The 26,989-nt window shown below is 43.1% G+C and carries 24 protein-coding genes, 3 rRNA genes and 1 other RNA gene; 1 reads left to right on the top strand and 27 read right to left on the bottom strand.

Annotation, left to right across the window (positions count from 1 at the left end):
- Positions 1-198: 198 nt before the first annotated feature.
- From veg to metG, 7 genes are all read right to left on the bottom strand, one after another.
- Complete coding sequence (gene veg / locus B4U37_RS00260) at positions 199-462, bottom strand: biofilm formation stimulator Veg (RefSeq protein WP_010191377.1); 264 nt, start codon at positions 460-462, stop codon at positions 199-201.
- Between the two features lie 263 nt (positions 463-725).
- Positions 726-1,628, bottom strand: a complete 903-nt coding sequence (yabG, locus tag B4U37_RS00255) for a sporulation peptidase YabG (RefSeq protein ID WP_088016635.1) — start codon at positions 1,626-1,628, stop codon at positions 726-728.
- 569 nt (positions 1,629-2,197) lie between these two features.
- Complete coding sequence (gene rsmA, locus B4U37_RS00250; protein WP_010191371.1) at positions 2,198-3,088, bottom strand: 16S rRNA (adenine(1518)-N(6)/adenine(1519)-N(6))-dimethyltransferase RsmA; 891 nt, start codon at positions 3,086-3,088, stop codon at positions 2,198-2,200.
- Positions 3,089-3,643 (bottom strand): ribonuclease M5, encoded by a 555-nt coding sequence (rnmV, locus tag B4U37_RS00245; protein WP_088016634.1) that lies wholly within the window; start codon positions 3,641-3,643, stop codon positions 3,089-3,091.
- A gap of 177 nt (positions 3,644-3,820) precedes the next feature.
- Positions 3,821-5,098: a G5 and 3D domain-containing protein gene (locus tag B4U37_RS00240; RefSeq protein ID WP_245840025.1), complete on the bottom strand. Its 1,278-nt coding sequence runs from the start codon at positions 5,096-5,098 to the stop codon at positions 3,821-3,823.
- Positions 5,099-5,253: 155 nt separating this feature from the next.
- Complete coding sequence (locus B4U37_RS00235) at positions 5,254-6,021, bottom strand: TatD family hydrolase (RefSeq protein ID WP_088016632.1); 768 nt, start codon at positions 6,019-6,021, stop codon at positions 5,254-5,256.
- A gap of 160 nt (positions 6,022-6,181) precedes the next feature.
- Entirely contained in the window at positions 6,182-8,173 is a 1,992-nt protein-coding gene (metG, locus tag B4U37_RS00230; RefSeq protein ID WP_088016631.1) for a methionine--tRNA ligase, read from the bottom strand.
- 543 nt (positions 8,174-8,716) lie between these two features.
- Between metG and B4U37_RS00225 the strand changes: the two genes are divergently transcribed.
- Complete coding sequence (locus B4U37_RS00225) at positions 8,717-8,998, top strand: transition state genes transcriptional regulator AbrB (RefSeq protein ID WP_010191364.1); 282 nt, start codon at positions 8,717-8,719, stop codon at positions 8,996-8,998.
- 207 nt (positions 8,999-9,205) lie between these two features.
- Here the strand turns inward: B4U37_RS00225 and rsmI are convergent, their stop codons facing one another.
- From rsmI to tadA, 20 genes are all read right to left on the bottom strand, one after another.
- Positions 9,206-10,087, bottom strand: coding sequence for a 16S rRNA (cytidine(1402)-2'-O)-methyltransferase (gene rsmI, locus B4U37_RS00220; RefSeq protein WP_088016630.1), 882 nt, complete (start codon positions 10,085-10,087; stop codon positions 9,206-9,208).
- 20 nt (positions 10,088-10,107) lie between these two features.
- The gene (locus tag B4U37_RS00215; protein WP_088016629.1) at positions 10,108-10,866 is read right to left on the bottom strand and encodes a tRNA1(Val) (adenine(37)-N6)-methyltransferase; all 759 of its coding nucleotides are present in this window, start codon (positions 10,864-10,866) and stop codon (positions 10,108-10,110) included.
- A gap of 281 nt (positions 10,867-11,147) precedes the next feature.
- On the bottom strand, positions 11,148-11,516 hold the full coding sequence (gene yabA / locus B4U37_RS00210; protein WP_010191361.1) for a DNA replication initiation control protein YabA: 369 nt from the start codon (positions 11,514-11,516) through the stop codon (positions 11,148-11,150).
- Positions 11,517-11,528: 12 nt separating this feature from the next.
- Positions 11,529-12,356 carry a PSP1 domain-containing protein gene (locus B4U37_RS00205; protein WP_010191360.1) on the bottom strand — a complete coding sequence of 276 codons (828 nt, stop codon included), beginning with the start codon at positions 12,354-12,356 and terminating at the stop codon, positions 11,529-11,531.
- Position 12,357: 1 nt separating this feature from the next.
- A complete protein-coding gene (gene holB, locus B4U37_RS00200) occupies positions 12,358-13,350 on the bottom strand; it encodes a DNA polymerase III subunit delta' (RefSeq protein ID WP_088016628.1) in 993 nt (330 codons plus the stop codon).
- A gap of 18 nt (positions 13,351-13,368) precedes the next feature.
- Positions 13,369-13,809, bottom strand: a complete 441-nt coding sequence (locus B4U37_RS00195; protein ID WP_088020064.1) for a YaaR family protein — start codon at positions 13,807-13,809, stop codon at positions 13,369-13,371.
- Between the two features lie 73 nt (positions 13,810-13,882).
- Positions 13,883-14,212: a cyclic di-AMP receptor DarA gene (locus B4U37_RS00190; protein ID WP_010191354.1), complete on the bottom strand. Its 330-nt coding sequence runs from the start codon at positions 14,210-14,212 to the stop codon at positions 13,883-13,885.
- A gap of 81 nt (positions 14,213-14,293) precedes the next feature.
- The gene (tmk, locus tag B4U37_RS00185; protein ID WP_198317060.1) at positions 14,294-14,932 is read right to left on the bottom strand and encodes a dTMP kinase; all 639 of its coding nucleotides are present in this window, start codon (positions 14,930-14,932) and stop codon (positions 14,294-14,296) included.
- A gap of 7 nt (positions 14,933-14,939) precedes the next feature.
- Positions 14,940-16,391, bottom strand: a complete 1,452-nt coding sequence (locus B4U37_RS00180; RefSeq protein WP_088016626.1) for an aminotransferase class I/II-fold pyridoxal phosphate-dependent enzyme — start codon at positions 16,389-16,391, stop codon at positions 14,940-14,942.
- Between the two features lie 179 nt (positions 16,392-16,570).
- Positions 16,571-16,771 (bottom strand): sigma factor G inhibitor Gin, encoded by a 201-nt coding sequence (locus B4U37_RS00175; protein WP_088016625.1) that lies wholly within the window; start codon positions 16,769-16,771, stop codon positions 16,571-16,573.
- A 408-nt stretch (positions 16,772-17,179) separates the two neighbouring features.
- A 5S ribosomal RNA gene (rrf, locus tag B4U37_RS00170) occupies positions 17,180-17,296 on the bottom strand.
- Positions 17,297-17,383: 87 nt separating this feature from the next.
- Positions 17,384-20,315: ribosomal RNA gene (locus tag B4U37_RS00165) — 23S ribosomal RNA — on the bottom strand.
- Positions 20,316-20,540: 225 nt separating this feature from the next.
- A 16S ribosomal RNA gene (locus B4U37_RS00160) occupies positions 20,541-22,092 on the bottom strand.
- The 16S, 23S and 5S rRNA genes sit together here, the layout of an rRNA operon.
- 358 nt (positions 22,093-22,450) lie before the next feature.
- Positions 22,451-22,714, bottom strand: coding sequence for a pro-sigmaK processing inhibitor BofA family protein (locus B4U37_RS00155; RefSeq protein ID WP_088016624.1), 264 nt, complete (start codon positions 22,712-22,714; stop codon positions 22,451-22,453).
- A 120-nt stretch (positions 22,715-22,834) separates the two neighbouring features.
- Positions 22,835-23,047: a YaaL family protein gene (locus B4U37_RS00150; protein ID WP_010191340.1), complete on the bottom strand. Its 213-nt coding sequence runs from the start codon at positions 23,045-23,047 to the stop codon at positions 22,835-22,837.
- A gap of 58 nt (positions 23,048-23,105) precedes the next feature.
- Positions 23,106-23,702 (bottom strand): recombination mediator RecR, encoded by a 597-nt coding sequence (gene recR, locus B4U37_RS00145; RefSeq protein WP_088016623.1) that lies wholly within the window; start codon positions 23,700-23,702, stop codon positions 23,106-23,108.
- A 10-nt stretch (positions 23,703-23,712) separates the two neighbouring features.
- A complete protein-coding gene (locus B4U37_RS00140; RefSeq protein WP_087942025.1) occupies positions 23,713-24,039 on the bottom strand; it encodes a YbaB/EbfC family nucleoid-associated protein in 327 nt (108 codons plus the stop codon).
- Between the two features lie 39 nt (positions 24,040-24,078).
- The gene (gene dnaX, locus B4U37_RS00135; RefSeq protein ID WP_088016622.1) at positions 24,079-25,770 is read right to left on the bottom strand and encodes a DNA polymerase III subunit gamma/tau; all 1,692 of its coding nucleotides are present in this window, start codon (positions 25,768-25,770) and stop codon (positions 24,079-24,081) included.
- Positions 25,771-26,078: 308 nt separating this feature from the next.
- Positions 26,079-26,343: signal recognition particle sRNA large type (gene ffs / locus B4U37_RS00130), an RNA gene on the bottom strand.
- A gap of 98 nt (positions 26,344-26,441) precedes the next feature.
- Entirely contained in the window at positions 26,442-26,927 is a 486-nt protein-coding gene (gene tadA, locus B4U37_RS00125) for a tRNA adenosine(34) deaminase TadA (RefSeq protein ID WP_088016621.1), read from the bottom strand.
- Positions 26,928-26,989: the final 62 nt, after the last annotated feature.

Genomic DNA, 26,989 nt, shown 5'->3' with positions numbered 1-26,989 from the left:
TTTTAGGAGGGTTGCTTTAAACGCCGCTGTTGATTTCCGCAAACGGCTTCGCTTTCCTAGGGGCGCTGCTGGAGCCTCCTCGGCAAGCCTGCGGGGTCTCCACCTAGCGCTATCTCCCTCAGGAGTCTTCGCCTTTTGCTCCAATCACCAGCTATATGTTATTAAAAGGGCAAAATAAAAAGCAGCAAACATAGTTGTCTACTGCCCACTTATGGCCATATTGCCTTCTTCGAAAAATGTAAGTTGTACCGTCTCTGTGAGGACATCTGCATAGCTGTAGGATACACGTTCAAAAGCATTTTCGTCTTGATCTAGTTCTATTACAAATACTGATGGATAAGTTTCTGCTAATATCCCTATGCGCTCAATTGTCTTTCTACGACCACCGTTAGCACGAAGAGTTAACTTTTTACCTAAATTAGAATCTAACGTTCTTTTGATATCTACTAACGTTTTTCCCATTTTACTCCACCTCACTATACTATAGTTAGTGTAACATAATTTTAACAAAAAATCAAATAAAACTTAAAATTATAACAACCACAAAAGCAACCTGTCAATACATTTCTGTCTACAATTATCTTCATATGTCTACATTTACTATGCGCATATAGGGGACTAATTATGTATAAAATTATAAATTACCTTTTTATCCTTACCAGGAGTGGTTTTTAGATTAAATTCATTGGGCTAAAATACGACAAAAAACCCTTAACTTCACAACGTTAAGAGTCATCATCCGCATCTTCATCTTCTTTATAAGGTCTAAAAGGCATCCCCGTTCGTAAAACCCCTCTTGTTTCAATACCTCCAAGTCCCTTATCTCCTGTTAATGTATTTTTCAATAAATCCCATACATTTACTCGTTCCATAAAAGGAGTAAAACAAATTCTACCCACTATATAAACCGGATCGAGCGCATGTATATTCACTCGAGATGGGGAGCTTGCAAAGTTTGCGCCTGCCTGTATCAATGATTCAAAGTGGGACTGGCACGCGCCTGCAAAAATGACTAATTGATCGAGGTTTGGTTGGATCCGGCGAGCTTCTTTCACGGTTTGCACAAAATGCCAAGAGTGGCGATATGCTTTGAGGTCGTTCACTTTCCCCTTGCTCTTGGAGTATGCATCATGACCGGTGATGACTAAGATATCCGGTCGATACTTTTCCATCAATTCGGTTATTTTTAGAGGCATTTCTTTTTCATTTGCATGTACTCCGTTGACAGGGACGCCGATTCTTTCGTAAAGCTCCAAGCACTTTTTCAAATACAAAGGATCTCCATCCAAATGCAAGACCTTTCCTGGCACTTGAAAATAGTTTTGCTCTGTACTATAGCCACCTGTTGCCTCGTATTCATTTTTTTCCCGAATTAGCTGATAGTCCTGTTGCAGGAGTAGCAAAGATCTGTTGACCTTGGATTCCGCCCTTTGCTTCCTGGTCATCTGCTCTTTTCCATCTACTACTTTCAGGTCTTCGTAAGGGGCATCTGCCATCAGCCTGACATCTTCCCCATATAATAAAACAACACGCTGTTTTAATTCATTCTCATGTATATCCATCACACGAAATAAAAGATCATAATTATAAGATTTTCGTGCAACAATGTCTCCAATTTTCAGCATCATTTTTCCCTCCAACTGGGAGAAGGCATTTACCCCAACGGTCTATCTAACCTAGAGTATGCAGGTAACTTTACGTGTGTGAGCACTTTCCTTGGTGTAATGAAGGTTGTGAACGCATTGGCTCGAACTCATTTTCAGGGAATTATAAAACTGCCACATCTGGAGGGAATACTTGATGTTGTGGCAGTTTTTTTGTGCTTTCTTATTAATTTGGGACAAAACCATTCATATTAGCTGGGTTAGTTACTCGAATATCGGTTGAATTTTCGTTTATCCATTGTAAATTGATTTTATCCATTGTAAAGACACTTATATCCATCGTAAAAACTATTTATCCATTACAAAAGTGATTTATCCATTGTAAAAAAGATTTATCCATTTTTTAATAATGAATATTCACTGCTGAATGCATAACCCAAGTTGATTGGAGTGGAAGGCGCGCAGACGCCCGCGGGAGGAAGGGACAGGTGAGACTCCGCAACGAAGTGAGGAGGCTCACGGACCGCCCGCAGGCAAGCGAAGCGCCTGGAACGGAGATCAACTGGATTTCATAAACAAAAAAACGACCCTAATCAGGTCGTTTCCGTTTTAAACAGTGGGAACAATTCATCACTCAAAGCACCAAATTCTTCAATGGAAAGCGTCTCCCCGCGCCTTTTTGGATCGATGGAAGTAGTGGCAAGGGCCGCTTCAATTCCTTGTTTCTTTGCTTTTCCATCAGGCAGGTTGCTTTGCAAGTTATTTAAGATCGTTTTTCTTCGTTGTCCAAAGCTTGCGCGAACCACTTCAAAGAAGAAGTCCTCATCCTTCACACGTACAGGCGGCTCCTCCCGAACGACGAGACGAATGACAGCAGAGTCCACATTAGGTTGTGGCACAAACACCGTTTTGGGGACAATCATCACTGTTTCCGCTTGTGTAAAATACTGCACTGCAATCGAAAGGGACCCATATTCCTTGGTACCGGGCTTTGCGGCCATTCGCTCTGCCACTTCCTTTTGCAGCATGACAGTAATGCTTTTAAGGGGTAAACCCTCTTGCAACAACTTCATGATGATAGGGGTGGTAACGTAGTATGGAAGGTTGGCTATCACTCTCACTTCTTCATACGCCTTTAACTCTTCACCAATCAGTTCTGTTACATCCGCCTTTAGAATATCTTTATGAATAACCGTAACATTATCATAAGGAGAGAGGGTGTCTTCTAAGATTGGCAACAGTCTCTGATCAATTTCAAACGCGAAAACCTTTCCGGCTCTTTTTGCAATCTGTTCTGTTAACGCACCAATCCCCGGACCTATTTCAATGGCAGCTGTTTTTTCCGACACTTCCCCATACTCCACAATATTCCTTAGGATATTTGTGTCGATCAGGAAGTTCTGTCCCAAACTCTTTTTAAAAGAGAAGCCGTACTTATCCAATATTTCTTTCGTTCTTTTCGGTGTGGCAATATCTTTATGCATTTATTGCTCCTCCTGGTCAATTTTCGTTACTGCTTGTTTTAATCTTTCTAAAGAGATATGGAACATCTGCAGACGCTTTTGCAATTGCTTGCCATTTGTATATCCAATGTTCAGTTCTACGCCGATGCGTTCTCTTCTACTTTTAGCTTGCGGACCTGCAACAAGCCCGTAATAGACAAGGGCTTCAAAGGGTATCTCTTCTGTCTCTTGTTCATATTCTTGATGCAGCCCTTCAAGCGCTTGTTGAATGTCACTCACTGTGGCGTGTTCTACCCCTATTCCTTTGCCTTTTTTGCCGCGGGCCTTATCCTTAGGCAAAAAAGCGTGTTTACAGCCGGGAACAGCCTGTCTGATGGTATGGCGGATTTTTTCACCAGGATAGTCAGGATCTGTGAAGACAATGACGCCTCTGGTGTCCTGGGCATGCCTAATACGATTCAATATCTCCTCATTGATGGCCGAACCACCTGTTTCAATAGTATCAGCATCAACAGCCCGCTTGATGGCAACCGTATCATCTTTTCCTTCCACCACAATAATTTCTTTTATTTTCATTTTTTCCTCCAAAAGAGTGAAACTTTTCGTCTATGGTAAACGTCTAATGTTATGAACAGCAAAAACAAACAATAGTATGTATTCTACTTTATTTTGTCTTTTATTACTAATATTTATTTTAACAGAAAAAAGCAGAGGTATGAAGAAACCCCTGCTTGAACGAACTATCACCTATCATTAATCAAGTATCTTGATTTTCACTTTCTTCCTACCCCAACGATAAGCAGCATCTTTATCAGGAAAGAAAACATCAATTTTGTGGCCTTTGATTGCTCCACCAGTATCTCCGGCAACAGCATATCCATAGCCCTCCACATAGACTTTTGTCCCTAAAGGAATGACACTTGGATCTACTGCAATTACCTTTGCTCCCGGATTTGTTCTTAAATTAATGCCCGTACTTGTCACACCGCTACATCCATTACAAAAAGCTGTATAGGCAGTAGAGGAAACATAAAACTCTTTAGAACTTGATTCCGTGCTACGTGACACAACCTGTTGAGGTTTTGGTTGTGGCGGAGCTTTTGTTCCGACAGCAACGATGCGATCTAACGATTCTTTCACCGTTTCTGTTTTCACCAATTCACGGGAAACTTCCTTGCCGTTCTCTAATATGACTTCATAATGATTTGCAACGGTGCCGTTTTCACCTTGCTGGACCACTTGCTCTTTTCCCTTATCAAGGGAACTATCATTTTGTGTTACAACACCAAATTCAATAGGCTCTTCCACTACATCGGTGACCTTTTCAACTCTAGTAATATTAACTACAGTATCTTTTGCTACCAATTCTTCTAGACTAGGCTCCACTCGGTCAAGATCATTTACTGTGATATCGTGCTGTTCTAAAAAGTCAGCGACCGTAGTCGAAGTAGACCATACTTGTTGTTTTTTTCCCCCGACATCTAAAGTCACTTCAAATGCCTTTTCAATGGCGATGACTAAATTGTCTTTAAGTGGGGTATTTAAATCTTGACTAACTTTATCATGCTCTTTTATATCTATATCTCTTTCTGCTAAGAAATCTTGTACTGTCTCTGCTGTCGTATACATTGCGTGTTCCTCATCATCGATGACAAGTTTCACTTCTTTCGCAGGATCCCAGACAATCTGCATGGAATCGCTGACAACGGTATCCTTTGAAGGCTCCAATTTGTCCTCAGGATGGACTTCTATGTCCAACTCTTTTAGAATATCCGCTACAGTTTTTGCGTGCGTGCGCACCGTGACTTCCTCACCGTCCACATTCACTGTTACAGCAGCCTTTGTGCCATGAAAGACACCAAAGCCAAGTATGGTTGAGAAGACTATGAAACTAGTTAAAGTAATGGCCAGTTTCGTCCTGCTCAACTTACCAGAAAACAGTTTTTTCATGCTATGTAACATGTAAAAAAACGCCTCCTTCTCCTCGAATGGATTATATAGACAGTTATGTAACTTGTCAACCCTTTCCATTGGCTCGACCGTAATGTCTATTATGCGGAAAATTCTCACAAAAGGGAAGTGAAAACTATCGACACGATTATCCTATGAGGAGAAGTAGAGAGGTAGAACTTATTTGTTTTCCCTCGAATTGGACAAGTATCCGCCATTTTTGACAAGTTTCTTTGTCATTTTATGCCGAATAATTTCTTAGCATTTGCTGTTGTTTTTTCTGCTACTTCCTCTATCGTTAATTCTTTCAACTCTGCAATTTGTTCTGCAACGAGCCTCACATACCCTGGCTCATTTCTTTTCCCTCGATATGGATGGGGCGTAAGATATGGGCAGTCTGTTTCGATGAGTAGCTTTTCCATCGGAATCTCTTTTACCACTTCTTTTGGTTTTTTCGCATTTTTAAATGTGACAGGCCCGCCAAATGAAATATAGAAATTCATTTCCATGCATTCTTTCGCCACTTCCAAGCTGCCTGTAAAGCAGTGCATGATTCCTCCCACTTCTTTGGCATCTTCTTCTTTCAAAATTTGCACCACATCTGCTGTTGCGTCCCTGTTATGGATGACGATAGGTAGATTCACTTTTTTCGCCAGCTGGATCTGTTTGCGAAACACTTCCTTTTGTATTTCTTTCGGGGATTTGTCCCAATGATAATCAAGCCCCATTTCTCCAATTGCCACTACTTTTTCATGGGAGGCGAGATCCTCTATCCAAGCCAGGTCGTCTTCGGTCATATCTATCGCATCAACCGGATGCCAACCAACCGCTGCATAAAGAAAATCATATTTTTCCACAAGCTCCATCGCTCTTGTGATTGTCTTCCGGTCAAAACCTACCACAACCATGTTCGTTACTTTTTCAGCTTGGGCACGGTCAATTACCTCTTGTAAATCTTCCTCATATTGATCTGCATTTAAATGCACATGTGTATCAAATAACATATAAAACACTCCCGTTAAATATTGGTTGAACTGATAATTAAATCCTTTTTCTAAAATAATATAAACAAATAGTATTCAAAAAAAGAAACAAAGAGGTGCAACCCGTTGTTACACGTGAAACACCTCTTAACGTTTTAAAATTATTTTATCCAAAAACTAATTATTTAACTTTAGCACCTAGCGGCAGAGACGCGTCCACAGAAGCCAAGGATAATACGCCATCCTTTTCACCTGCTAGGATCATTCCTTCTGATAACTCTCCGCGTAGTTTAACAGGCTTCAAGTTCGTTACGCAAATAACTCGCTTTCCAACCAGCTCCTCTGGCTTGTAAAACTTCGCGATTCCGGACACTACCTGTCTCTTTTCATATCCAAGATCTAACTGAAGCTTTAATAGCTTGTCGGCCTTTTTCACTGGCTCACAGTGCGTCACTTCCGCAACACGCAAATCTATTTTCATAAAATCATCAAACGTGATTTCTTCAGATGCCGGCGGTGCTTCTTCTACCACTTTTTCCTCCGCCTTTTCTGCCGGTGCAGAAGGCTGCATCACTTGTTTAATATGCTCCACCTCTTCTTTTACATCAAGGCGTGGGAAAATAGGGTCTGCTTTCACTGTCTTTGTTCCCGCAGAAATCTGACCGAATGAAGATAAACTTTCCCAAGTCGTCAATGACTCTTTAACTCCAAGTTGCGCGAAGATCTTACCTGGTGTTCTAGTCAGGAACGGCTTAAGGAGGATCCCGATGAATCTTAGTGACTCCGCAAGATGGGCCATGGCAGAAGCCAACTGATCTTTCGTCTCATCATTTTTTGCCAGCACCCATGGTTGTGTTTCATCTATATATTTGTTCGTTCTGCTCACAAGCTGCCAGATAGAAGATAACGCTACAGAGAATTCCATGTTTTCCATCGCATTTTCATACTGTTGAACCGTGTTAACTGCAAGATCGCTTAACGTCTGGTCAAACTCTGTTATATTACCGTTGTAAACAGGAACTTCACCCTCAAAGTACTTATCAATCATGGCAACCGTTCTGTTCAGTAAGTTTCCAAGGTCATTGGCAAGGTCAAAGTTCACTCTTTCCACGAAGCCCTCCGGTGTGAAGACACCATCCGCTCCAAACGGAACTTCTCTTAAAAGATAATATCTCAACGCGTCAAGTCCATAACGGTCAATTAAAGTAACTGGGTCCACAACATTTCCTTTAGACTTGGACATTTTTCCATCTTTCATTAAAAGCCAACCATGTGCAAAAACTTTCTTTGGAAGTGGCAGATCCAATGCCATCAACATGATAGGCCAGTAAATCGTGTGAAAGCGGACAATTTCTTTTCCTACAAGGTGAACATCTGCAGGCCAATATTTCATATATTTTTCATCATTGTCCGTTCCATAACCAAGTGCCGTAATATAGTTGGACAATGCATCAATCCACACATAAATTACGTGCTTTGGATCTCCAGGGACTTTTACTCCCCAGTCGAATGAAGTTCTAGAAACGGCAAGGTCTTCAAGGCCTGGTTTGATGAAGTTGTTAACCATTTCATTTTTTCTGGATTCTGGTTGGATGAATTCCGGATTTTCATCGTAATATTGCAGCAGGCGGTCCACATATTTACCCATGCGGAAGAAGTAAGACTGCTCTCTCACCAACTCAACCGGATGGCCGCTGTCAGGACTCTTTCCTCCCACTACTTTTCCATTTTCATGAATCGGATCTACAAGCTGATGTTCTCTGTAGTATGTTTCATCTGGAACAGAATACCATCCTTCATATTCATCCAAATAAATATCGCCTTGATCTAGTAACTGTTTGAAAATCTTCTCTACTACTTCTTTATGGCGGCTTTCCGTTGTACGAATGAAATCATCATAAGATATATCAAGCTTTTCCCAAAGATCTTTAATGCCTGACACAATATCGTCTACATATTGTTGAGAAGTAACACCTTTTTCTTCGGCTTTTCGCTGAATCTTTTGTCCGTGCTCATCTGTACCGGTTAAGTACATCACATCAAAGCCCTTAAGACGTTTATAACGGGCCATCGCATCTCCCGCCACTGTCGTATACGCATGACCAATATGTAAATTACCACTTGGATAATAGATAGGTGTTGTAATGTAAAAAGTTTTTTTATCGGCTACCATCAAAAATTACCTCCCTATAATCGAAACATATAAAAGTAGAAAACTCCCGCCCGATGGACGAGAGCGATGATCGTTTTCAACTTCCTATATATATCAACATCATAACCTATTTTTTATAACTATTATACATGGTTTACCCCAGTATTGTTAAGGATTGAGCAAAAACTTTTTCTATCCTCTTTCATTTCTGCAACTCTTGATGGAGTGTTACTTCCACTTCGACATTTGTCGAAAAATTTGTCGAATAAACTAGTTGAAATTTGTCGAATGATGTTTATAATTAAGTTAGTATTCTATTGAAAATTAGTAAGTAATTGTAAATGTTAACCTGGGACAGATTCCAGTAAACCCTTATTACAAAGCTGTTTTTCCGCTTTTGGAATACATTTTTTAAAAGAAATACAAATATTTTCAAACATAATTGTTGACGGATTTTGTAAAAATTGTTATGATGGAAACACGTTAGATTTGTCGAATAATGACGAAAATGATAGATTAATAATACTAAATAAAACTTATAATTTGGAGAGGGGTATTTTTCTTATGAAATCTACTGGTATTGTACGTAAAGTTGACGAGTTAGGCCGCGTGGTTATTCCTATCGAGCTTCGCAGAACTTTAGGAATTGCAGAAAAAGACGCTTTGGAGATTTATGTTGATGACGAAAAAATCATCTTGAAAAAATATAAGCCAAACATGACTTGCCAAGTTACTGGTGAAGTTTCTGACAACAACCTTACTCTTGCAGATGGAAAAATCATCTTAAGCCGTGAAGGTGCAGAAAAAATTATCCAAGAGATCCAAAACAACTTACAAGCTAAGTAATGTGAACAACAAAAGAGGGTGCTCCGGCACCCTCTTTTTTATATGCAAAAATATTCCGTTGAACGCCTTCCGATATCCGTTCCAGATATTCGCTTTCCGCGAGACGGTGCTTGAGCCTCCTCCAACGCTTCAGGGGTCTCAACCTACCGTTACTCCCCCGCTGGAGTCTCATACCTTGCACTACAATCTTCAGGGAGAATCTTATTACTATTCCACATGAAATGCTTGGTATACTTCTCGTTTTGGGAGGTTTCGTTCTTTGGAGACTTGTTTGATAGCTTCTTTGGATGAATGGCCTTCTGTCTCCATTACCTGTTGGACATGCTCTATAATTGAAAGGTCCTGCCACCAGGATTCTGTTTCATCGCTGTCTTCTTCACTACTTCCTTCTATTATAATGCAACACTCACCCTTGATTCCTTGTTCCTCATAAAGAGCCAATACATCAGAGATGCTGCCTCTTGTGAACTCTTCAAATTTTTTCGTAAGTTCGCGGCTCATAACGATGGACCGGTTACCAAGAATGTCATGCATCAGGCTGAGTGTGTCCTTCAAACGATGTGGGGATTCGTAAAGAATAAAGGTATCTGTGAACTTTTTCAGCCGCTCCAGTTCCTTTTTCTTTTCCTTCTTTTGACGATCAAGGAAACCATAAAAATAAAAAGGCTGTGAAACTAATCCGGATGCGATTAAAGCTGTTAGTGCTGCGTTTGCTCCTGGCAAAGGAACGACATACAGCTTTTCTTCGAGTGCTTCTACCACTATTTCATAACCAGGATCTGAGATGGACGGCATGCCGGCATCACTGACGAGACCAATGTCCTTGCCATCTTTTAATAGATCAATTATTTTTCTACCGCTTTGTTCTTTGTTGTGTTCGTGATAACTGATCAGTGGAGTGGTTATTTCAAAATAGTTACATAGTTTTTTGGTGTTTCTTGTATCTTCTGCAGCGATATAGTCGACTTCTTTAAGCATCCTTAGGGAACGGTAGGTGATGTCTTCTAGGTTCCCAATTGGGGTAGGTATAAGATAAAGTCTGCCTTGAGTGTAAGATTCGCTGAAGCTATTTTGTTGCCATAAATCCATAATGTATCCCTCTTTTATGATTAAACTTGTTCTTCTCCAAAAAGCATTTTCCTTACTTCTGGTGTGTATTCGCCTTTTTCGTCGTACACCAAAAGTGGTGGGAGGATTTTTAAGTCGGGATTGCCGTCCTTAATTCCTTCTATTAGAAGTGTGTTTGCGGGTTTTCCTAGTTTAGAATGAACAAATTGAAGACGCTTTGGTTCTATGCGGTATTTTCTCATCAAGGAGATGATATCAAGTAGCCTGCCAGGACGATGTACAAAAGCGACTTTACCGCCTTGTTTCGTAATTTGGCTGCAAACCCGTACCACATCCTGCAGTGTGCATTCTATTTCATGCCTTGCGATGGCATAGTGAATATTACTGTTTATCTTTTCTTCCTGCTCTGTTAAAGGAAAATAAGGAGGATTGCACGTCACCACATCATATTTCTTGTTCTCTAACATTGCCGGAAGCTCTTTCAAATCCATATTAATGATTTTCAAACGATCCTCTAACCCATTATAAGAAAAGCTTCGCTCAGCCATGCCGGCAAGCCGTTCTTGGATTTCTACTCCTGTGATATTCCCTCTTGTCCGCTTACTTAATAGTAGCGGGATAATGCCATTGCCTGTGCAAAGGTCCATAATGTTTCCTTTTTGGATCGGAACATACACAAATTGTGCCAATAGGACAGCATCCAACGAAAAGGAAAACACAGAGGGACTCTGTATTATCCGCAAATTCTCCGCCAACAAATAATCCAAACGCTCATCGCCTATAAGGTCTACCTCTTTCATCAAACAAAACCCTTTCGTACCATAATCTTTCCCTATTATAACGCAATCCCCACAAAAAACATAAAAGAGAATGTGGGTAAGTATAGCTTACTCCATTCACCTGTAGATTGGAGTGCAAGGTGTGAGACTCCAGCGGGGGAGTAACGGTAGATTGAGCCCCGTGAAACGTTGTGAGGAGGCTCACGGACCGCCCGCAGGCATGCGAAGCGCCTGGAACGGAAATCAAACGTACTAAGACAAACAAACAAAAAGCCGCCACCCCGTTACGGAGAAGCGACTCTCTACTTCTTATTAAGAAAAGACAAGCAAAACATACAATCCCCTTCTTTGCGGGGACTGCCGAAATTCAGGTTGCAAATATGAAACCCTTCCTGATAGAGCCTGGCCAAATTATCATAACCCTCGCCCACATCCGTCTGTTTTTGCTCCTGCTGCTTTCTCTTGCGTTTATGTTCCGGCAATGGAGCCTGCTCCTCCACAGCCGTCATCTGCTCTAGACGTTTGCGGAGGTGGCTATTTTCCACTAGCACACTGTTATTCTCTTCTATAATCAGGGCAAGGTGTTCTTTTAAATCTCCAAGCTGTTTATATAGATGTCCGATCTGTTCTTCCATATTGCTGACAGAATCAAATATTTCCTTCTTGTCCAAGTTTTCCACCTCTTAATCTGTGGCTTGCGTTGAAACGGCTCCCTCTTGAAGTAATTCGTCTAGAGAAAATTCGACCACTCGGTCCTTCCCGGACAACTCCACTTGAAGCACGCGTTCGAGTATATTCAATCCTACAACCCGGCCTACCCCATTTGGTGTTTTTATTACTTCATCCAAATCCGGTAATTGTTCTTTGGCGGACTCGTATTCGTCATTTTCATACTTCAGACAGCACATTAGACGACCACATAGTCCAGAAATCTTGGAAGGATTCAACGACAGGTTTTGATCCTTCGCCATTTTGATGGATACCGGTTCAAAGTCTCCCAGGAATGTGGAACAGCAAAGCATGCGTCCACAAGGGCCGATACCACCCAAAAGTTTGGCTTCATCACGAACACCAATTTGTCTAAGTTCGATTCTGGTACGGAATATGGAAGCAAGGTCTTTTACAAGTTCCCTGAAATCCACACGTCCATCGGCTGTGAAATAGAAGATGATCTTATTTCGATCAAATGTGTATTCCACATCGACTAGCTTCATGTCCAGCCCATGGTCATTTACTTTACCGAAACATACATCAAACGCTTCGTTTGCAGCCTTTTTATTTTCTTCTACAATAAGTCGGTCTTTCTGATCAGCAATGCGGAGTACTTTTTTCAAAGGCAGTACGACATCATTTTCTTCGACTTTCTTTTGACCGATGACAGCCTTTCCGAACTCCACGCCTCTTACTGTTTCCACAATGACAAACTCATTATCTTTTATATCAAGCCCATTTGGGTCAAAATAGTATATTTTTCCTGCTTTTTTAAAACGAACTCCCACTACTTCATACAAACTAATATCCCTCCTGCAAGTTTAACGCTAATTGTTCCATGAGAAGGTGCGGATTCACATTCGATGCCAACCGAGATTTGCTCTGTAATATATAGGACAATTGCTCGGTCACTCGCTGTTGAGTCGTCTGGAGTGCCAACTTTTGAATCAATTCTTTCTCGTCGACAAACACCAGCTGCTCCTCTTTGGATAACTGAGCATACAGCATATCTTTATAAATAAATAGCATTAAATCTAAACCTATCTCCAGTTGCTTTCTATCGGAAAAATGGGGCATCCATTTTTCTTGTATAAATAGCAAAGATGCCTGAGGACGATTAAATATTGCTTCATACAATTTTATCACTAAGCTTCTAGCCAGCGCAAACCAATCATCTCGACATAATTCTACTGCTTCCTCTAAACTATTCGTTAAAGATGCCGCTGACTTGGCTAATGGCAGTGGAATATCTTCCGCTGTAAGCTTTGCTACCAGTCCTTCTGATGTTAATGCGCGGAATGATAACGGCTGACACCTGGAGATGATGGTATTTAACATTTGATTGACATTTTCCGTCAATAAGAAAGCAAACGTTTCTTGGTTCGGTTCTTCCAAGAATTTCAGTAAACTATTGGCTGCATTGGTCGTCATCTTATCTGCATGATCAATAATATAGATTTTCCTCTTAGATTCCAAACCAGTTTTCGTGAATTCCTCTTGCAAGAATTGAATTTGTTGCTTCTTTATAGAGTTACCATCCGGTTCCACGACATGGACATCTGGATGATTCCTCGAATCTATTCGCTTACAATTTGAACAGCTCTGACACGGATTGACTCCTTGTAAGTCTTTACACAATAAGCTTTTTGCAAATAGGTAGCTTACTTCTTTTTTTCCGGTGCCCTTCATCCCATCCAGCAAATATGCATGGGCTATTCTATTCCGCTCTAAACTGTTTGTAACAATTCTTGCAACGGTAGGCTGGTTTTGTAGATCCGACCAACTTTTAATCACTGTTTATCACTCACTAACCTACATATATAAATTGATGAGCAACCCTTTGATCTCACCAATACTGCTTAATATGTTTATTCTTGACTCTTCTTGGCTCATGACCTTTTCCGTTAGGCCGAGAAGTTCCTCGTCCACCTGCTTTACCACTTGCAGATGCCTTGAATGTCCATCATGTGACCAATGGTGGGACTGGTTTAACTCCATTCCAAATTCAACCGCTTCTTCCATAAAACGTTTTACAAGTGTTTTATACTTGGCCAAGTCTTGGAAAGAGCGAGAATTCCCCAAGCGGTCGCCTACTAATTCTATATCTTTCATCAGTACCTGCAACTGTTGGTTATGCAACTTGCTGGAGTGTCTTTGCATGACCTCCCCAAAGGCAGTGGTGGCAGCAGAGCCGCTTCTCATATCCAACCTTGCATTGTCTACGTTTGTTCTAAGATCGGTTGAAATTTTCATGACTTCCATGTCCCTTTCCCATATCGTTTCCTGGAACTTATCTGAAAAAAGCAGCCTTTCAGCCGCTTAAACGTTAGAATTGATGAAAATGCTCAATAGGTAATACAAAGACCGTTGCGCCGCCCACTTCCACCTCTACCGGGTATGGAACATAGGAATCTGCATTCCCACCCATAGGTGAAACAGGTGCAACCAATTGCTGACGGTGCTGGCAATTGTCTTTAATGATATCCAATGCCTTTTGTACGCGAACGTCTTCCGTTCCAATCATAAACGTGGTATTTCCAGACTTCAAAAAGCCGCCTGTACTCGCAAGTTTTGTTGCACGGAAATTATGTTCCACCAAAGCATTCATTAAACGATTACTGTCTTTATCCTGGATAACTGCCATAATCATCTTCATTTAAAGTGCCTCCTTTATTTTACCATTAAATATCTTTCACTTCATTATTTCGTATATGGTAATTTATTTTTATGATAGGAATTAGAATCCGTGTTTGGAAAAATAGGAGATGAGAACCTCTCGAGCTTGGTTGCATACGGATTCGAAATCCATGGACGCATCCACCACCCTAATTCTTTCTCCATACTTTTCTTTTACAAGATCATATCCTTCTTTCACTTTATAATGGAAATCTAGTTTTTCTTGATCTAAACGGTTTATTTCTCGATTATTATTCGCTGCTATTCGCTTAAGTCCTGCTTCCGGCTCTATGTCAAAATAAATCGTTAGCGAAGGCAACATTTTTTCTGTTGCGAACTCATTGATGCTAAGCACGTCTTCTACACCAATTCCCCTCGCATACCCTTGATACGCAAGAGAACTATCGATAAAACGGTCACACAGGACAATCTTATTTTCCTTCAATGCAGGTATGACCCGCTCCACCAAGTGCTGACGGCGAGCAGCAGCATATAGCAATGCTTCCGTTCTCGCATCCATCTCGGTATTGTCACAATCTAATATAACATGACGGATCTGTTCGGCTATTGCGATGCCGCCTGGTTCCCTTGTTAGTAAGATGGGATATTCCTGTTCAGTCAATTCAGCTGCCAACTTTTGAATGACAGACGTCTTCCCTGCACCCTCAGGTCCTTCAAATGTAATAAATAATCCCTTCACAATCCTGTTACTCCTTTATCTTCTTATATATATAAATATAATTACTTTTAAACGCTTCGCTTGCTTGAAACCTCGCACCGATCTGCTGAAGAGCCTTTATGTATTCCACCGTGGAGCTTGTTATCTTCTCCCCATTAAATAAAAGTGGGATTCCAGGAGGATACGGCACGATCGCTTCGGCAGCGACTTCACCAATTGCTTCCTCTATCAGGCATTTTACCCTTTGATAGTCCGCTTGTTCGCTGAAAGGAATGGAAAGTTCACTAATCTCAGCCGGAAAGGGAGGAAGTATAATCTGTTCCTTTCTCAAGCTTCCTTCTGTTTCTTTGGATACAGCCCGGACTATTCTCTCTATCATATCATGTTTTTTCTCATTAACCGCTAGTGGCAAAATAATTAATACATTTTTAGGGTCTGCCAGCTCCACAAAAAGGCCTTCCTTTTCTAAAAGAGTGGAAAGTTCAAACCCACTCAGCCCGTTGTTGGAGCGCAATGTAAGCTTTAAAGGGTCGACAAGTAAACGATTGTCTCTTGGCTTAACCACTTCTACTTCCTTTACCGTCTTCAGCGCATGGTGGACGCCTTTAATATCTTCTACAATTGTTTCTATCACCTGTGGGGACATACTTGCAAGATGGTATCTGGCAATATCCAAGGATGCCATTAAAGGATAAGAAGGGCTGCTCGATTGCAACATTTTAAGATAATGAAAGATTCTTTCTTTCACCACCATTTTCCCCTGTACATGCAACCATGAACCCATCGTCATTGCAGGCAGTGTCTTATGCGCAGATTGCACCACCACATCCGCTCCACTTGCCAATGCCGAATTAGGAAAAGGTTCCCCTAATAGAAAGTGGGCACCATGCGCTTCATCCACTAAAACAGGTATATTATAACTATGTATAGCCTTTACGACATCTTCCAAATCTATTGCCACCCCATAATAATTAGGGTTGGTCAACACCACAGCCGTTACACCTTCTGTCGTTTCCAATGCCTTGTATAGATAAGCTAAGTCGACAGAGACGGCAACACCCATATTATCATCCACTTCACATGGTAAAAAAACGGGATCTGCTCCTGCAAGCTCCAATCCATTCAAAACTGACTTATGACAATTTCTCTGCACCAGGACCTTGCTACCTCTCCTGCATGTAGCTAAAATCATGGCCAAGTTTCCTACTGTGGAACCATTCACGAGAAAAAATGTTTGTTCAGAACCATATAAGTCACTGGCCAAGTGCTGCGCCTCAGCTATCATGCCCTCTGGATCATGTAAATCATCCATCCCTGTAATCTCCGTCACATCCAACTTCAATATATCGTTAAAATAAACCCTTGCTTTCTCAGGAAAAACAGTACCAAACTTATGACCAGGGACATGCCCAGACAATGGTGTAGCTTCCCAATGACTCTTTAATCCTGAAAACAAAGGTGTCTTTTTTTGATCTAACATGTGCACACCCTCTAAATTAATCGTTTCACTCCCTCCATTATAACGGATAGAACTTTAGACTTATAGTCACCCGCTAATCAAGTCGATGGTTACAAAAATAAAAGCCCTATTTTCTAGGACTTTTCATCATAATAAACTATTAAATTTAAAGGTTCTTTTTAAATGATTGGGAATCGACACTACGAATAAATTTTTGGAATGGTGATCTTTTTCAACTGTTTTAGATAAAACTTATATTTTGGATCTTCCACATCCGTCTGAAGCATCGTTTCCTCACATTCCGTGCAGATAAACTCGGTGTATAAATGGATTCCTTTTTCTTTTTGTTCTTCACAAACTATACACGTTTCCCCAAATGATGAATGAATGGCTGACTTCATGTCTCTTTCTCCACCTCCATCCACTATTCTAACCAGATCTAAAAATTGTATACTACTTTAGTAAAATCCCAGCCTACCAATCTCCTACATCTAGTGTATGTAAAGCCTACTAGTCTGTGTTTGTCTTTGAATAAAAAAAGATGGGGGCGGTGTGTTGGGGTGGAATTGGGATCGAGGTGACAGGTCTTGTTTTTATGAACCGTGTTTTACAGTTCAACTTTTCGAATTATCCACGAACTTTTCCATTTATCCGCGAACTTTCTAGTTTATCCACGAACTTTTCCATTTATCCGCTAAGTTAGACGATTTAACCGTTATTCGACACAAATATACAAAAATGGCACCTCATCTCCAACAAAGAAAGCACAAAAAAAACCAGCGCATTAAGCACTGGTCTTCCATAAATTTGCCTGGCAACGTCCTACTCTCACAGGGGGAGATCCCCCAACTACCATCGGCGCTGAAGAGCTTAACTTCCGTGTTCGGTATGGGAACGGGTGTGACCTCTTCGCCATCATTACCAGACATATTCAGTTGAAGGTTGATCCTTCAAAACTAGATAATGTGTTCATATCAAGAAATTCATATCGTTCACTTATTTCGATACTTAATTGGGTTAAGTCCTCGATCGATTAGTATTCGTCAGCTGCACGTGTCGCCACGCTTCCACCTCGAACCTATCTACCTGATCATCTTTCAGGGATCTTACTTGCCGAAGCAAAAGGAAATCTCATCTTGAGGGGGGCTTCATGCTTAGATGCTTTCAGCACTTATCCCGTCCGCACGTAGCTACCCAGCTATGCCTTTGGCAAGACAACTGGTACACCAGCGGTGCGTCCATCCCGGTCCTCTCGTACTAAGGACAGCTCCTCTCAAATTTCCTGCGCCCACGACGGATAGGGACCGAACTGTCTCACGACGTTCTGAACCCAGCTCGCGTACCGCTTTAATGGGCGAACAGCCCAACCCTTGGGACCGACTACAGCCCCAGGATGCGATGAGCCGACATCGAGGTGCCAAACCTCCCCGTCGATGTGGACTCTTGGGGGAGATAAGCCTGTTATCCCCGGGGTAGCTTTTATCCGTTGAGCGATGGCCCTTCCATGCGGAACCACCGGATCACTAAGCCCGACTTTCGTCCCTGCTCGACTTGTAGGTCTCGCAGTCAAGCTCCCTTGTGCCTTTACACTCTGCGAATGATTTCCAACCATTCTGAGGGAACCTTTGGGCGCCTCCGTTACTCTTTAGGAGGCGACCGCCCCAGTCAAACTGCCCACCTGACACTGTCTCCCAGCCCGATAAGGGCTGCGGGTTAGAATTTCAATACAGCCAGGGTAGTATCCCACCGACGCCTCCACCGAAGCTAGCGCTCCGGCTTCTCAGGCTCCTACCTATCCTGTACAAGCTGTACCAAAATTCAATATCAGGCTACAGTAAAGCTCCACGGGGTCTTTCCGTCCTGTCGCGGGTAACCTGCATCTTCACAGGTACTATAATTTCACCGAGTCTCTGGTTGAGACAGTGCCCAGATCGTTACGCCTTTCGTGCGGGTCGGAACTTACCCGACAAGGAATTTCGCTACCTTAGGACCGTTATAGTTACGGCCGCCGTTTACTGGGGCTTCGGTTCAAAGCTTCGCTTGCGCTAACCTCTCCCCTTAACCTTCCAGCACCGGGCAGGCGTCAGCCCCTATACTTCGCCTTACGGCTTCGCAGAGACCTGTGTTTTTGCTAAACAGTCGCCTGGGCCTATTCACTGCGGCTCTCTCGGGCTTTAACACCCTAACAGAGCACCCCTTCTCCCGAAGTTACGGGGTCATTTTGCCGAGTTCCTTAACCAGAGTTCTCTCGCTCACCTTAGGATTCTCTCCTCGCCTACCTGTGTCGGTTTGCGGTACGGGCACCATACTCCTCGCTAGAGGCTTTTCTTGGCAGTGTGAAATCAGGAACTTCGGTACTATATTTCCCTCGCTATCACAGCTCAGCCTTAATGAGAAGCGGATTTGCCTACTTCTCAGCCTTACTGCTTAGACGCGCATATCCAACAGCGCGCTTACCCTATCCTTCTGCGTCCCCCCATTGCTCAAACGGAGTGGAGGTGGTACAGGAATATCAACCTGTTATCCATCGCCTACGCCTTTCGGCCTCGGCTTAGGTCCCGACTAACCCTGAGCGGACGAGCCTTCCTCAGGAAACCTTAGGCATTCGGTGGAAGGGATTCTCACCCTTCTTTCGCTACTCATACCGGCATTCTCACTTCTAAGCGCTCCACCAGTCCTTACGGTCTAGCTTCAACGCCCTTAGAACGCTCTCCTACCACTGTTCGTAAGAACAGTCCGCAGCTTCGGTGATACGTTTAGCCCCGGTACATTTTCGGCGCAGAGTCACTCGACCAGTGAGCTATTACGCACTCTTTAAATGGTGGCTGCTTCTAAGCCAACATCCTGGTTGTCTAAGCAACTCCACATCCTTTTCCACTTAACGTATACTTGGGGACCTTAGCTGGCGGTCTGGGCTGTTTCCCTCTTGACTACGGATCTTATCACTCGCAGTCTGACTCCCATGGATAAGTCTTTGGCATTCGGAGTTTGACTGAATTCGGTAATCCGATGAGGACCCCTAGTCCAATCAGTGCTCTACCTCCAAGACTCTAACACATGAGGCTAGCCCTAAAGCTATTTCGGAGAGAACCAGCTATCTCCAGGTTCGATTGGCATTTCACCCCTACCCACACCTCATCCGCTCACTTTTCAACGTGAGTCGGTTCGGGCCTCCATTCAGTGTTACCTGAACTTCACCCTGGACATGGGTAGATCACCTGGTTTCGGGTCTACGACCACGTACTCATGCGCCCTATTCAGACTCGCTTTCGCTACGGCTCCGTCTCATCGACTTAACCTTGCACGTAATCGTAACTCGCCGGTTCATTCTACAAAAGGCACGCTATCACCCATTAACGGGCTCTAACTACTTGTAGGCACACGGTTTCAGGATCTATTTCACTCCCCTTCCGGGGTGCTTTTCACCTTTCCCTCACGGTACTGGTTCACTATCGGTCACTAGGGAGTATTTAGCCTTGGGAGATGGTCCTCCCTGCTTCCGACGGGATTTCTCGTGTCCCGCCGTACTCAGGATCCACTCAGGAGGGAACGAAGTTTCAACTACAGGGTTTTTACCTTCTATGACGGACCTTTCCAGATCGCTTCATTTACCCCGTTCCTTTGTAACTCCATGTTGAGTGTCCTACAACCCCAAGAGGCAAGCCTCTTGGTTTGGGCTAATTCCGTTTCGCTCGCCGCTACTCAGGAAATCGCGTTTGCTTTCTCTTCCTCCGGGTACTAAGATGTTTCAGTTCCCCGGGTCTGCCTTCCATACCCTATGTATTCAGATAAGGATACTGCTCCATTACGAGCAGTGGGTTTCCCCATTCGGAAATCTCCGGATCAAAGCTTACTTACAGCTCCCCGAAGCATATCGGTGTTAGTCCCGTCCTTCATCGGCTCCTAGTGCCAAGGCATCCACCGTGCGCCCTTAATAACTTAACCGTTGACCAATATGGTCATGTGTCGATATCAGCGATGATATCTATAAAGAAAATTACTAAGATGAACGATATTCTGTGAATATCTTGATATTAGTTACATTATCTAGTTTTCAAGGAACAACTGGGACAATTCGTAAGAATTGTCTAAGGATAAATCCGAAGATTTATCTAATATGAGAGAATGCTCTCTCAAAACTAAACAAAACAACAAGCGTACATTCCTTAGAAAGGAGGTGATCCAGCCGCACCTTCCGATACGGCTACCTTGTTACGACTTCACCCCAATCATCTGTCCCACCTTAGGCGGCTGGCTCCAAAAGGTTACCCCACCGACTTCGGGTGTTACAAACTCTCGTGGTGTGACGGGCGGTGTGTACAAGGCCCGGGAACGTATTCACCGCGGCATGCTGATCCGCGATTACTAGCGATTCCGGCTTCATGCAGGCGAGTTGCAGCCTGCAATCCGAACTGAGAACGGTTTTATGGGATTGGCTCGACCTCGCGGTTTTGCTGCCCTTTGTACCGTCCATTGTAGCACGTGTGTAGCCCAGGTCATAAGGGGCATGATGATTTGACGTCATCCCCACCTTCCTCCGGTTTGTCACCGGCAGTCACCTTAGAGTGCCCAACTGAATGCTGGCAACTAAGATCAAGGGTTGCGCTCGTTGCGGGACTTAACCCAACATCTCACGACACGAGCTGACGACAACCATGCACCACCTGTCACTCTGTCCCCCGAAGGGGAACGTCCTATCTCTAGGAGTGTCAGAGGATGTCAAGACCTGGTAAGGTTCTTCGCGTTGCTTCGAATTAAACCACATGCTCCACCGCTTGTGCGGGCCCCCGTCAATTCCTTTGAGTTTCAGTCTTGCGACCGTACTCCCCAGGCGGAGTGCTTAATGCGTTAGCTGCAGCACTAAAGGGCGGAAACCCTCTAACACTTAGCACTCATCGTTTACGGCGTGGACTACCAGGGTATCTAATCCTGTTTGCTCCCCACGCTTTCGCGCCTCAGTGTCAGTTACAGACCAGAAAGTCGCCTTCGCCACTGGTGTTCCTCCAAATCTCTACGCATTTCACCGCTACACTTGGAATTCCACTTTCCTCTTCTGCACTCAAGTCCCCCAGTTTCCAATGACCCTCCACGGTTGAGCCGTGGGCTTTCACATCAGACTTAAAGGACCACCTGCGCGCGCTTTACGCCCAATAATTCCGGACAACGCTTGCCACCTACGTATTACCGCGGCTGCTGGCACGTAGTTAGCCGTGGCTTTCTGGTTAGGTACCGTCAAGGTGCGAGCAGTTACTCTCGCACTTGTTCTTCCCTAACAACAGAGCTTTACGACCCGAAGGCCTTCATCGCTCACGCGGCGTTGCTCCATCAGACTTTCGTCCATTGTGGAAGATTCCCTACTGCTGCCTCCCGTAGGAGTCTGGGCCGTGTCTCAGTCCCAGTGTGGCCGATCACCCTCTCAGGTCGGCTACGCATCGTCGCCTTGGTGAGCCGTTACCTCACCAACTAGCTAATGCGCCGCGGGCCCATCTGTAAGTGATAGCCGAAACCATCTTTCAACAAAGAACCAGGAGGTTCTTTATATTATCCGGTATTAGCTCCGGTTTCCCGAAGTTATCCCAGTCTTACAGGCAGGTTGCCCACGTGTTACTCACCCGTCCGCCGCTGACCTTTCAAAAGCAAGCTTTTGAAAGGTCCGCTCGACTTGCATGTATTAGGCACGCCGCCAGCGTTCGTCCTGAGCCAGGATCAAACTCTCCAATAAAGAGTCTGAGCTTTTGCTCAAAATTTGCTAGCTTGTGTTACTTAAATCATTTTGTCGTGTTCCGTAGAACCGACGTTATGACGCTGTTGTTTTGTTTAGTTTTCAAAGAACTCTTTTTGGTCGTTCTCTCGAAGCGACTTTATTATCTTACCACACACTTTCGAATGAAGTCAACAACTTTTTAAAAGTTATTTTCAAAGGATGTATGCGGTCGTTTGTGACAACGGAATCTAATATACCATCTTTAATAAAGGTAAGTCAACGAAAAAAATAAAAAAACCTCCTTTTTTTCTAGGAGGGCGGTGTTATCAGTTTATTAGACTTAAACCGTCACTAAAAAACAGTCAAACTTACCTTCTTATAATATATACATTTGAATGATCACCAATGATACGACGCCCGGTATCCCCAGCAGACCTGAGACTGCAGCGGTAGCAGGATTGATTGGTACATAAATCCCCATCGAGTTTCCGAATGCATTTAAAAAGAATAGAAAAAGTGCACCGATCATTACTTTTATAAGCGCCTGTCCTGCAAAGCGCAACGGTTTTATCGGTGTCCCCACCAACAGAACAAGCAGGATCAACCCGCATATCACACCTATTACAAGTAACGGTTCCATCATAATCCCTCCTCTTGCCAGCTTGTACTAAACTATATGAATGTTAGAAGAGATTAAGAACTCGCTACTTTAATAACAAGATTTTGAATGCATAAAAAAAGCAGCTAAGGAAATCCCCAGCTACTTCTTTACCATACGAGTTCGGACTTCCCTTAATAGGAAGAGATACTTTGCTTCTGCAACTTTCAATTGACAGATGACTTCTTCTGAAGGATCGACGCTTTTATCTACCAAACTTTTTTGTTTGGCCCAGCGATTCTTACAGTCTTCCGTTGTTTCCATCAACTTGGCATCATATTGTTTTTTTAAGCGGTCTTTTTTTCGAAAAAACATAGGTTATGATAACCCCTTTGTCTGAGATCATGAATCGTTTTCTTACATTTAACTTACCTTATATTTCTCTTCTGCCTTCAAGGGCTTTGGATAACGTTACCTCATCTGCATATTCTAGATCTCCTCCAACAGGAAGTCCATGAGCAATACGGGTCATTTTTATTCCGGATGGCTTTAATAGTCTAGAAATATACATCGCGGTTGCTTCGCCTTCAATATTTGGGTTGGTTGCAAGGATGAGTTCTTGCACTTCATCATCTTGCAATCGTTTAATAAGTTCCGGTATTTTGATATCCTCTGGACCGATTCCATCCATTGGGGATATTGCTCCGTGAAGGACATGATAAAGACCATTATAGTCCCGCATTTTTTCCATCGCGATAACATCTTTCGTTTCCTGTACCACGCAGATAATGGTTCTGTCTCTTCTATTATCCTCACATATATAGCAAGGATCTTTATCTGTGATATGTCCGCATATAGAACAATAGGAAAGGTTTCTCTTTGCATTTACTAATGCTTTTGCAAAGTCCAATACGGTATCTTCTTTCATGTTAAGTACGAAAAAAGCCAGACGAGCGGCCGTTTTCGGGCCGATACCTGGCAATTTCATAAAGCTGTCAATCAGCTTTGATATAGGCTCAGGATAATGCATAAAGGTCCTCCTAGAATAGTCCTGGCATGTTTAACCCTTTAGTGAACTGGCCCATTGTATCGTTTGTCAGCTCTTCCATTTTCTTAAGGGCATCGTTTGTTGCAGCAAGAACTAAGTCTTGAAGCATTTCGATATCTTCCGGGTCTACTACTTCTTCCTTAATATTCACTTCAATGATTTCTTTTTGACCATTGACTACCACTGTGACCATTCCACCGCCAGCAGTTCCTTCCATTGTCTTTTCAGCTAGCTCTTCCTGTGCTTTCGCCATATCCTTTTGCATCTTTTGCATTTGTTTCATCATTTTTTGCATGTTACCCATTCCGCCGCCACGCATCATAATAAATTCCTCCTAATATCTTTTTATTATTGTTTATTATTCTTTAATTTCTACAAGATCGGGGCCGACAAGTTTCTTCGCTTCTTCAATGAACGGGTCATCTTGCGTTTCGCTGCCCTCTTCATCATTTTTTTGTCCGCGAATAAAGCCCTCTCGGATCTTCAGCCATTCTTCTTCGGGAACGGCCAGCATGTCATATGATTTTCCGGTAAGATCCAGGATAATTTGTTCCAGGTTTTGCTTAACCGGTTCATCTGATGCCATCTTGCAATGTATCTCATATTTAAACTTTAACACAAAAGCACTGCTTGCTGCAGCTACAGGTTCACTGTCCGTCAATAATGCAGCATGAGATACTTTATTTTGCTTGCGAAGTGCTTCAAGCAATTGTGCCCAGCTGCCTTTAATGCTTTCCAAGTCACCTCTTGTTGCCTGCTTCAGCACTTCCTGGATTCGACCTGTCGCGGGCTTGAAGCCATTTCTGGAGCCTCCCCCACTTCTTGAAGGGGCCTTACTTGGTGCATTTGCTTTTGCCGCTCCCCCTACATTCCCTGCTGCAAGCTCTTTTACTTTGCTTTCGAGCATAGCAATCTTCTTTTGCAAAAGATTTACCTGGTCTTGATTCGCCGATTCCTTCGCTTGGGCTTCAAGCTGACAAAGCTTCACAATCGCCACTTCGAGGTAAATACGCGGATGATTGGTCCACTTCATTTCCTGCTGGCTTTTATTCAGGATATCAATCGTCTCATAGATAGTTTCTGCAGGTATTTCCTCTGCAAACCGTTGAAAGGCTTCGTCCACCTGTACCCTGTCCAAAATTTGTTCCAAGTTAGGTGCCGTTTTATATAAAAGCATGTCCCGGTAATAGAAAATAAGATCTTCTAAAAACCTTGCAGGATCTTTACCTGATTGGAATACCTGATTCAGAGAATCCAGCGCTTGGGCCACATTTTTGTGATACAGGCCGTTTACGATATCTGTCATAAAGCTTTGGGAGACAGATCCCGTTATGGCTAGTGCATCTTGAACAGTTAACAAACCGTTACTGAAGGAGATGGCCTGATCCATCAAACTGAGGGCATCACGCATCCCCCCTTCAGCCGCTCGGGCAATGATCGCCAATGCTTGGGGCTCTGCCTCTATTTCTTGAGCTTGTAAAACAGTAGCCAGCCTACCGACAATAGACTCACCCGTAATCCTTTTAAAATCAAATCGCTGACAACGCGAGATGATAGTAAGCGGAATCTTATGGGGCTCGGTTGTAGCCAAAATAAAGATAACGTGTTTTGGTGGTTCTTCTAACGTTTTAAGTAACGCGTTGAATGCACCGATGGAAAGCATATGTACTTCATCTATAATATATACTTTATATTTTACAGAACTTGGAGCATATTTGACTTTGTCGCGGATGTCCCGGATTTCGTCTACACCATTATTGGAGGCTGCATCTATTTCGATGACATCTGAAATGGAACCGTCCGTAATTCCTTTACAGGCGGAACATTCGTTGCATGGTTCTGCAACTGGTGCATGTTCGCAGTTGACTGCTTTTGCTAGTATTTTTGCCGCACTTGTTTTTCCTGTTCCTCTTGGACCGGAGAACAAGTAGGCGTGAGAAAACTTCTGTTGAAGCAGGGCGTTTTGTAAGGTTTTGGTTATATGTTCTTGTCCCACGACATCTGCAAAGGTTTGTGGTCTAAAAACACGATATAAAGCTTGATATGCCACCAATATGCCCTCCTTCTTTTTTATCCTCTTTCATTATACCGTATGGCTTGTGGAAAATAAAATGTTTGTTCCATGTCTATCATTATTAATTGACTCTATATATTTACCGTTCCTTTCCGCTGCATGCACTCGCTTTCCGCGGGGCGATACTTGAGCCTCCTCAGCTTCGCCTGTGGGGTCTCAACCTACCGCTACCTCCCGCCGGAGTGGATTGCCTTTCGCTCCAATCCACTAGTCTGTTTTACATTTTATATATGAAAAAACTCACCCCAGAGATTGGAGTGAGTTTGGTTTGTATTATTAAACTGCCGTGCACCTTCTGTCGATTAGTCACCATAAGCGTTACTCAAGCAGTTAGCTCGACCCAGGCAACCCTACGGCACATGAGAGAGTCCGCTTAATGCTGCTTCCTTCCGGACCTGACATGGTTCACGGGTTCCCATTGCGCAGGACCCAGGTGTCAACACCACTTACTTGAGGCAGACCCTACAGTCTACTAACCTCGAGAAGGGATTCAGCCTCGCTAGAGCGGATTGCGAGTTCAGGGCACCGCTACCTCCCCGCTTAGCACGACAAAATTAAAACCATAAGTTGGTTGCGTCATTAACTCGACGCATAATTTAGTATAACGGGTAAGAGTGAAAAATGCAACCGTCTACTCCTGTAAATTATTAGGAGTTTGATTCACGGAGTTTCTTCTCTTTTTTCTGCTGACGAAGCTTTTTGAAAAAGGAGGACAGCAATTCCCCACATTCTTCTTCCATTATACCACTTACTACTTCTGTTTGGTGGTTAAATCGAGAATCTTGCAATATGTTCATTAGCGTACCTGCACAACCCGCTTTTGGATCCTTGGCACCATATACTACTTTCTTAATGCGCGATTGGATGATCGCTCCGGCACACATGGGACATGGTTCCAATGTTACATATAAAGTGGCTTCTTCTAATCTCCATGTTTGCAAAGCTTCACACGCTTGATCAATGACCATTATTTCGGCGTGGGTAATGGACCTTTGAGTGGTCTCCCGTAGGTTATATCCTTTAGAGATAACTTTTCCATCATGCACAAGAACGGCACCAATTGGTACTTCCTTTAGCGCCTCCGCTTTTTTCGCCTCTTCTATCGCCAACTTCATAAAATGTTCATCTTGCATTTTAGACCTTTCCCTTCTTTTCCTTGCATATTTATATTCTCCACCTCTTTTCCATAGACTAA

Origin of the sequence: Sutcliffiella horikoshii (assembly GCF_002157855.1) — a bacterium.
GTDB classification, from domain to species: domain Bacteria; phylum Bacillota; class Bacilli; order Bacillales; family Bacillaceae_I; genus Sutcliffiella_A; species Sutcliffiella_A horikoshii_C.
The sequence above is the reverse complement of the archived record's forward strand: the minus strand, read 5'-3'. Positions and strand labels throughout refer to the sequence as shown.

What these genes read in the sequence shown, in the direction of transcription:
- metG (WP_088016631.1), bottom strand. Translation starts at nt 8,173, where the DNA reads ATGGTAGCCGATAAAAAAACTTTTTACATTACAACACCTATCTATTAT.
- veg (WP_010191377.1), bottom strand. Translation starts at nt 462, where the DNA reads ATGGGAAAAACGTTAGTAGATATCAAAAGAACGTTAGATTCTAATTTA.
- B4U37_RS00180 (WP_088016626.1), bottom strand. Translation starts at nt 16,391, where the DNA reads ATGTTAGATCAAAAAAAGACACCTTTGTTTTCAGGATTAAAGAGTCAT.
- B4U37_RS00140 (WP_087942025.1), bottom strand. Translation starts at nt 24,039, where the DNA reads ATGCGTGGCGGCGGAATGGGTAACATGCAAAAAATGATGAAACAAATG.
- B4U37_RS00150 (WP_010191340.1), bottom strand. Translation starts at nt 23,047, where the DNA reads ATGTTTTTTCGAAAAAAAGACCGCTTAAAAAAACAATATGATGCCAAG.
- B4U37_RS00195 (WP_088020064.1), bottom strand. Translation starts at nt 13,809, where the DNA reads ATGAAAATTTCAACCGATCTTAGAACAAACGTAGACAATGCAAGGTTG.
- B4U37_RS00175 (WP_088016625.1), bottom strand. Translation starts at nt 16,771, where the DNA reads ATGAAGTCAGCCATTCATTCATCATTTGGGGAAACGTGTATAGTTTGT.
- rnmV (WP_088016634.1), bottom strand. Translation starts at nt 3,643, where the DNA reads ATGAAAATAAAAGAAATTATTGTGGTGGAAGGAAAAGATGATACGGTT.
- recR (WP_088016623.1), bottom strand. Translation starts at nt 23,702, where the DNA reads ATGCATTATCCTGAGCCTATATCAAAGCTGATTGACAGCTTTATGAAA.
- B4U37_RS00240 (WP_245840025.1), bottom strand. Translation starts at nt 5,098, where the DNA reads ATGGAAAGGGTTGACAAGTTACATAACTGTCTATATAATCCATTCGAG.
- rsmI (WP_088016630.1), bottom strand. Translation starts at nt 10,087, where the DNA reads ATGGATTTATGGCAACAAAATAGCTTCAGCGAATCTTACACTCAAGGC.
- tadA (WP_088016621.1), bottom strand. Translation starts at nt 26,927, where the DNA reads ATGCAAGATGAACATTTTATGAAGTTGGCGATAGAAGAGGCGAAAAAA.
- rsmA (WP_010191371.1), bottom strand. Translation starts at nt 3,088, where the DNA reads ATGCATAAAGATATTGCCACACCGAAAAGAACGAAAGAAATATTGGAT.
- B4U37_RS00215 (WP_088016629.1), bottom strand. Translation starts at nt 10,866, where the DNA reads ATGAAAGAGGTAGACCTTATAGGCGATGAGCGTTTGGATTATTTGTTG.
- yabG (WP_088016635.1), bottom strand. Translation starts at nt 1,628, where the DNA reads ATGATGCTGAAAATTGGAGACATTGTTGCACGAAAATCTTATAATTAT.
- B4U37_RS00190 (WP_010191354.1), bottom strand. Translation starts at nt 14,212, where the DNA reads ATGAAGATGATTATGGCAGTTATCCAGGATAAAGACAGTAATCGTTTA.
- B4U37_RS00155 (WP_088016624.1), bottom strand. Translation starts at nt 22,714, where the DNA reads ATGGAACCGTTACTTGTAATAGGTGTGATATGCGGGTTGATCCTGCTT.
- B4U37_RS00235 (WP_088016632.1), bottom strand. Translation starts at nt 6,021, where the DNA reads ATGTTATTTGATACACATGTGCATTTAAATGCAGATCAATATGAGGAA.
- B4U37_RS00225 (WP_010191364.1), top strand. Translation starts at nt 8,717, where the DNA reads ATGAAATCTACTGGTATTGTACGTAAAGTTGACGAGTTAGGCCGCGTG.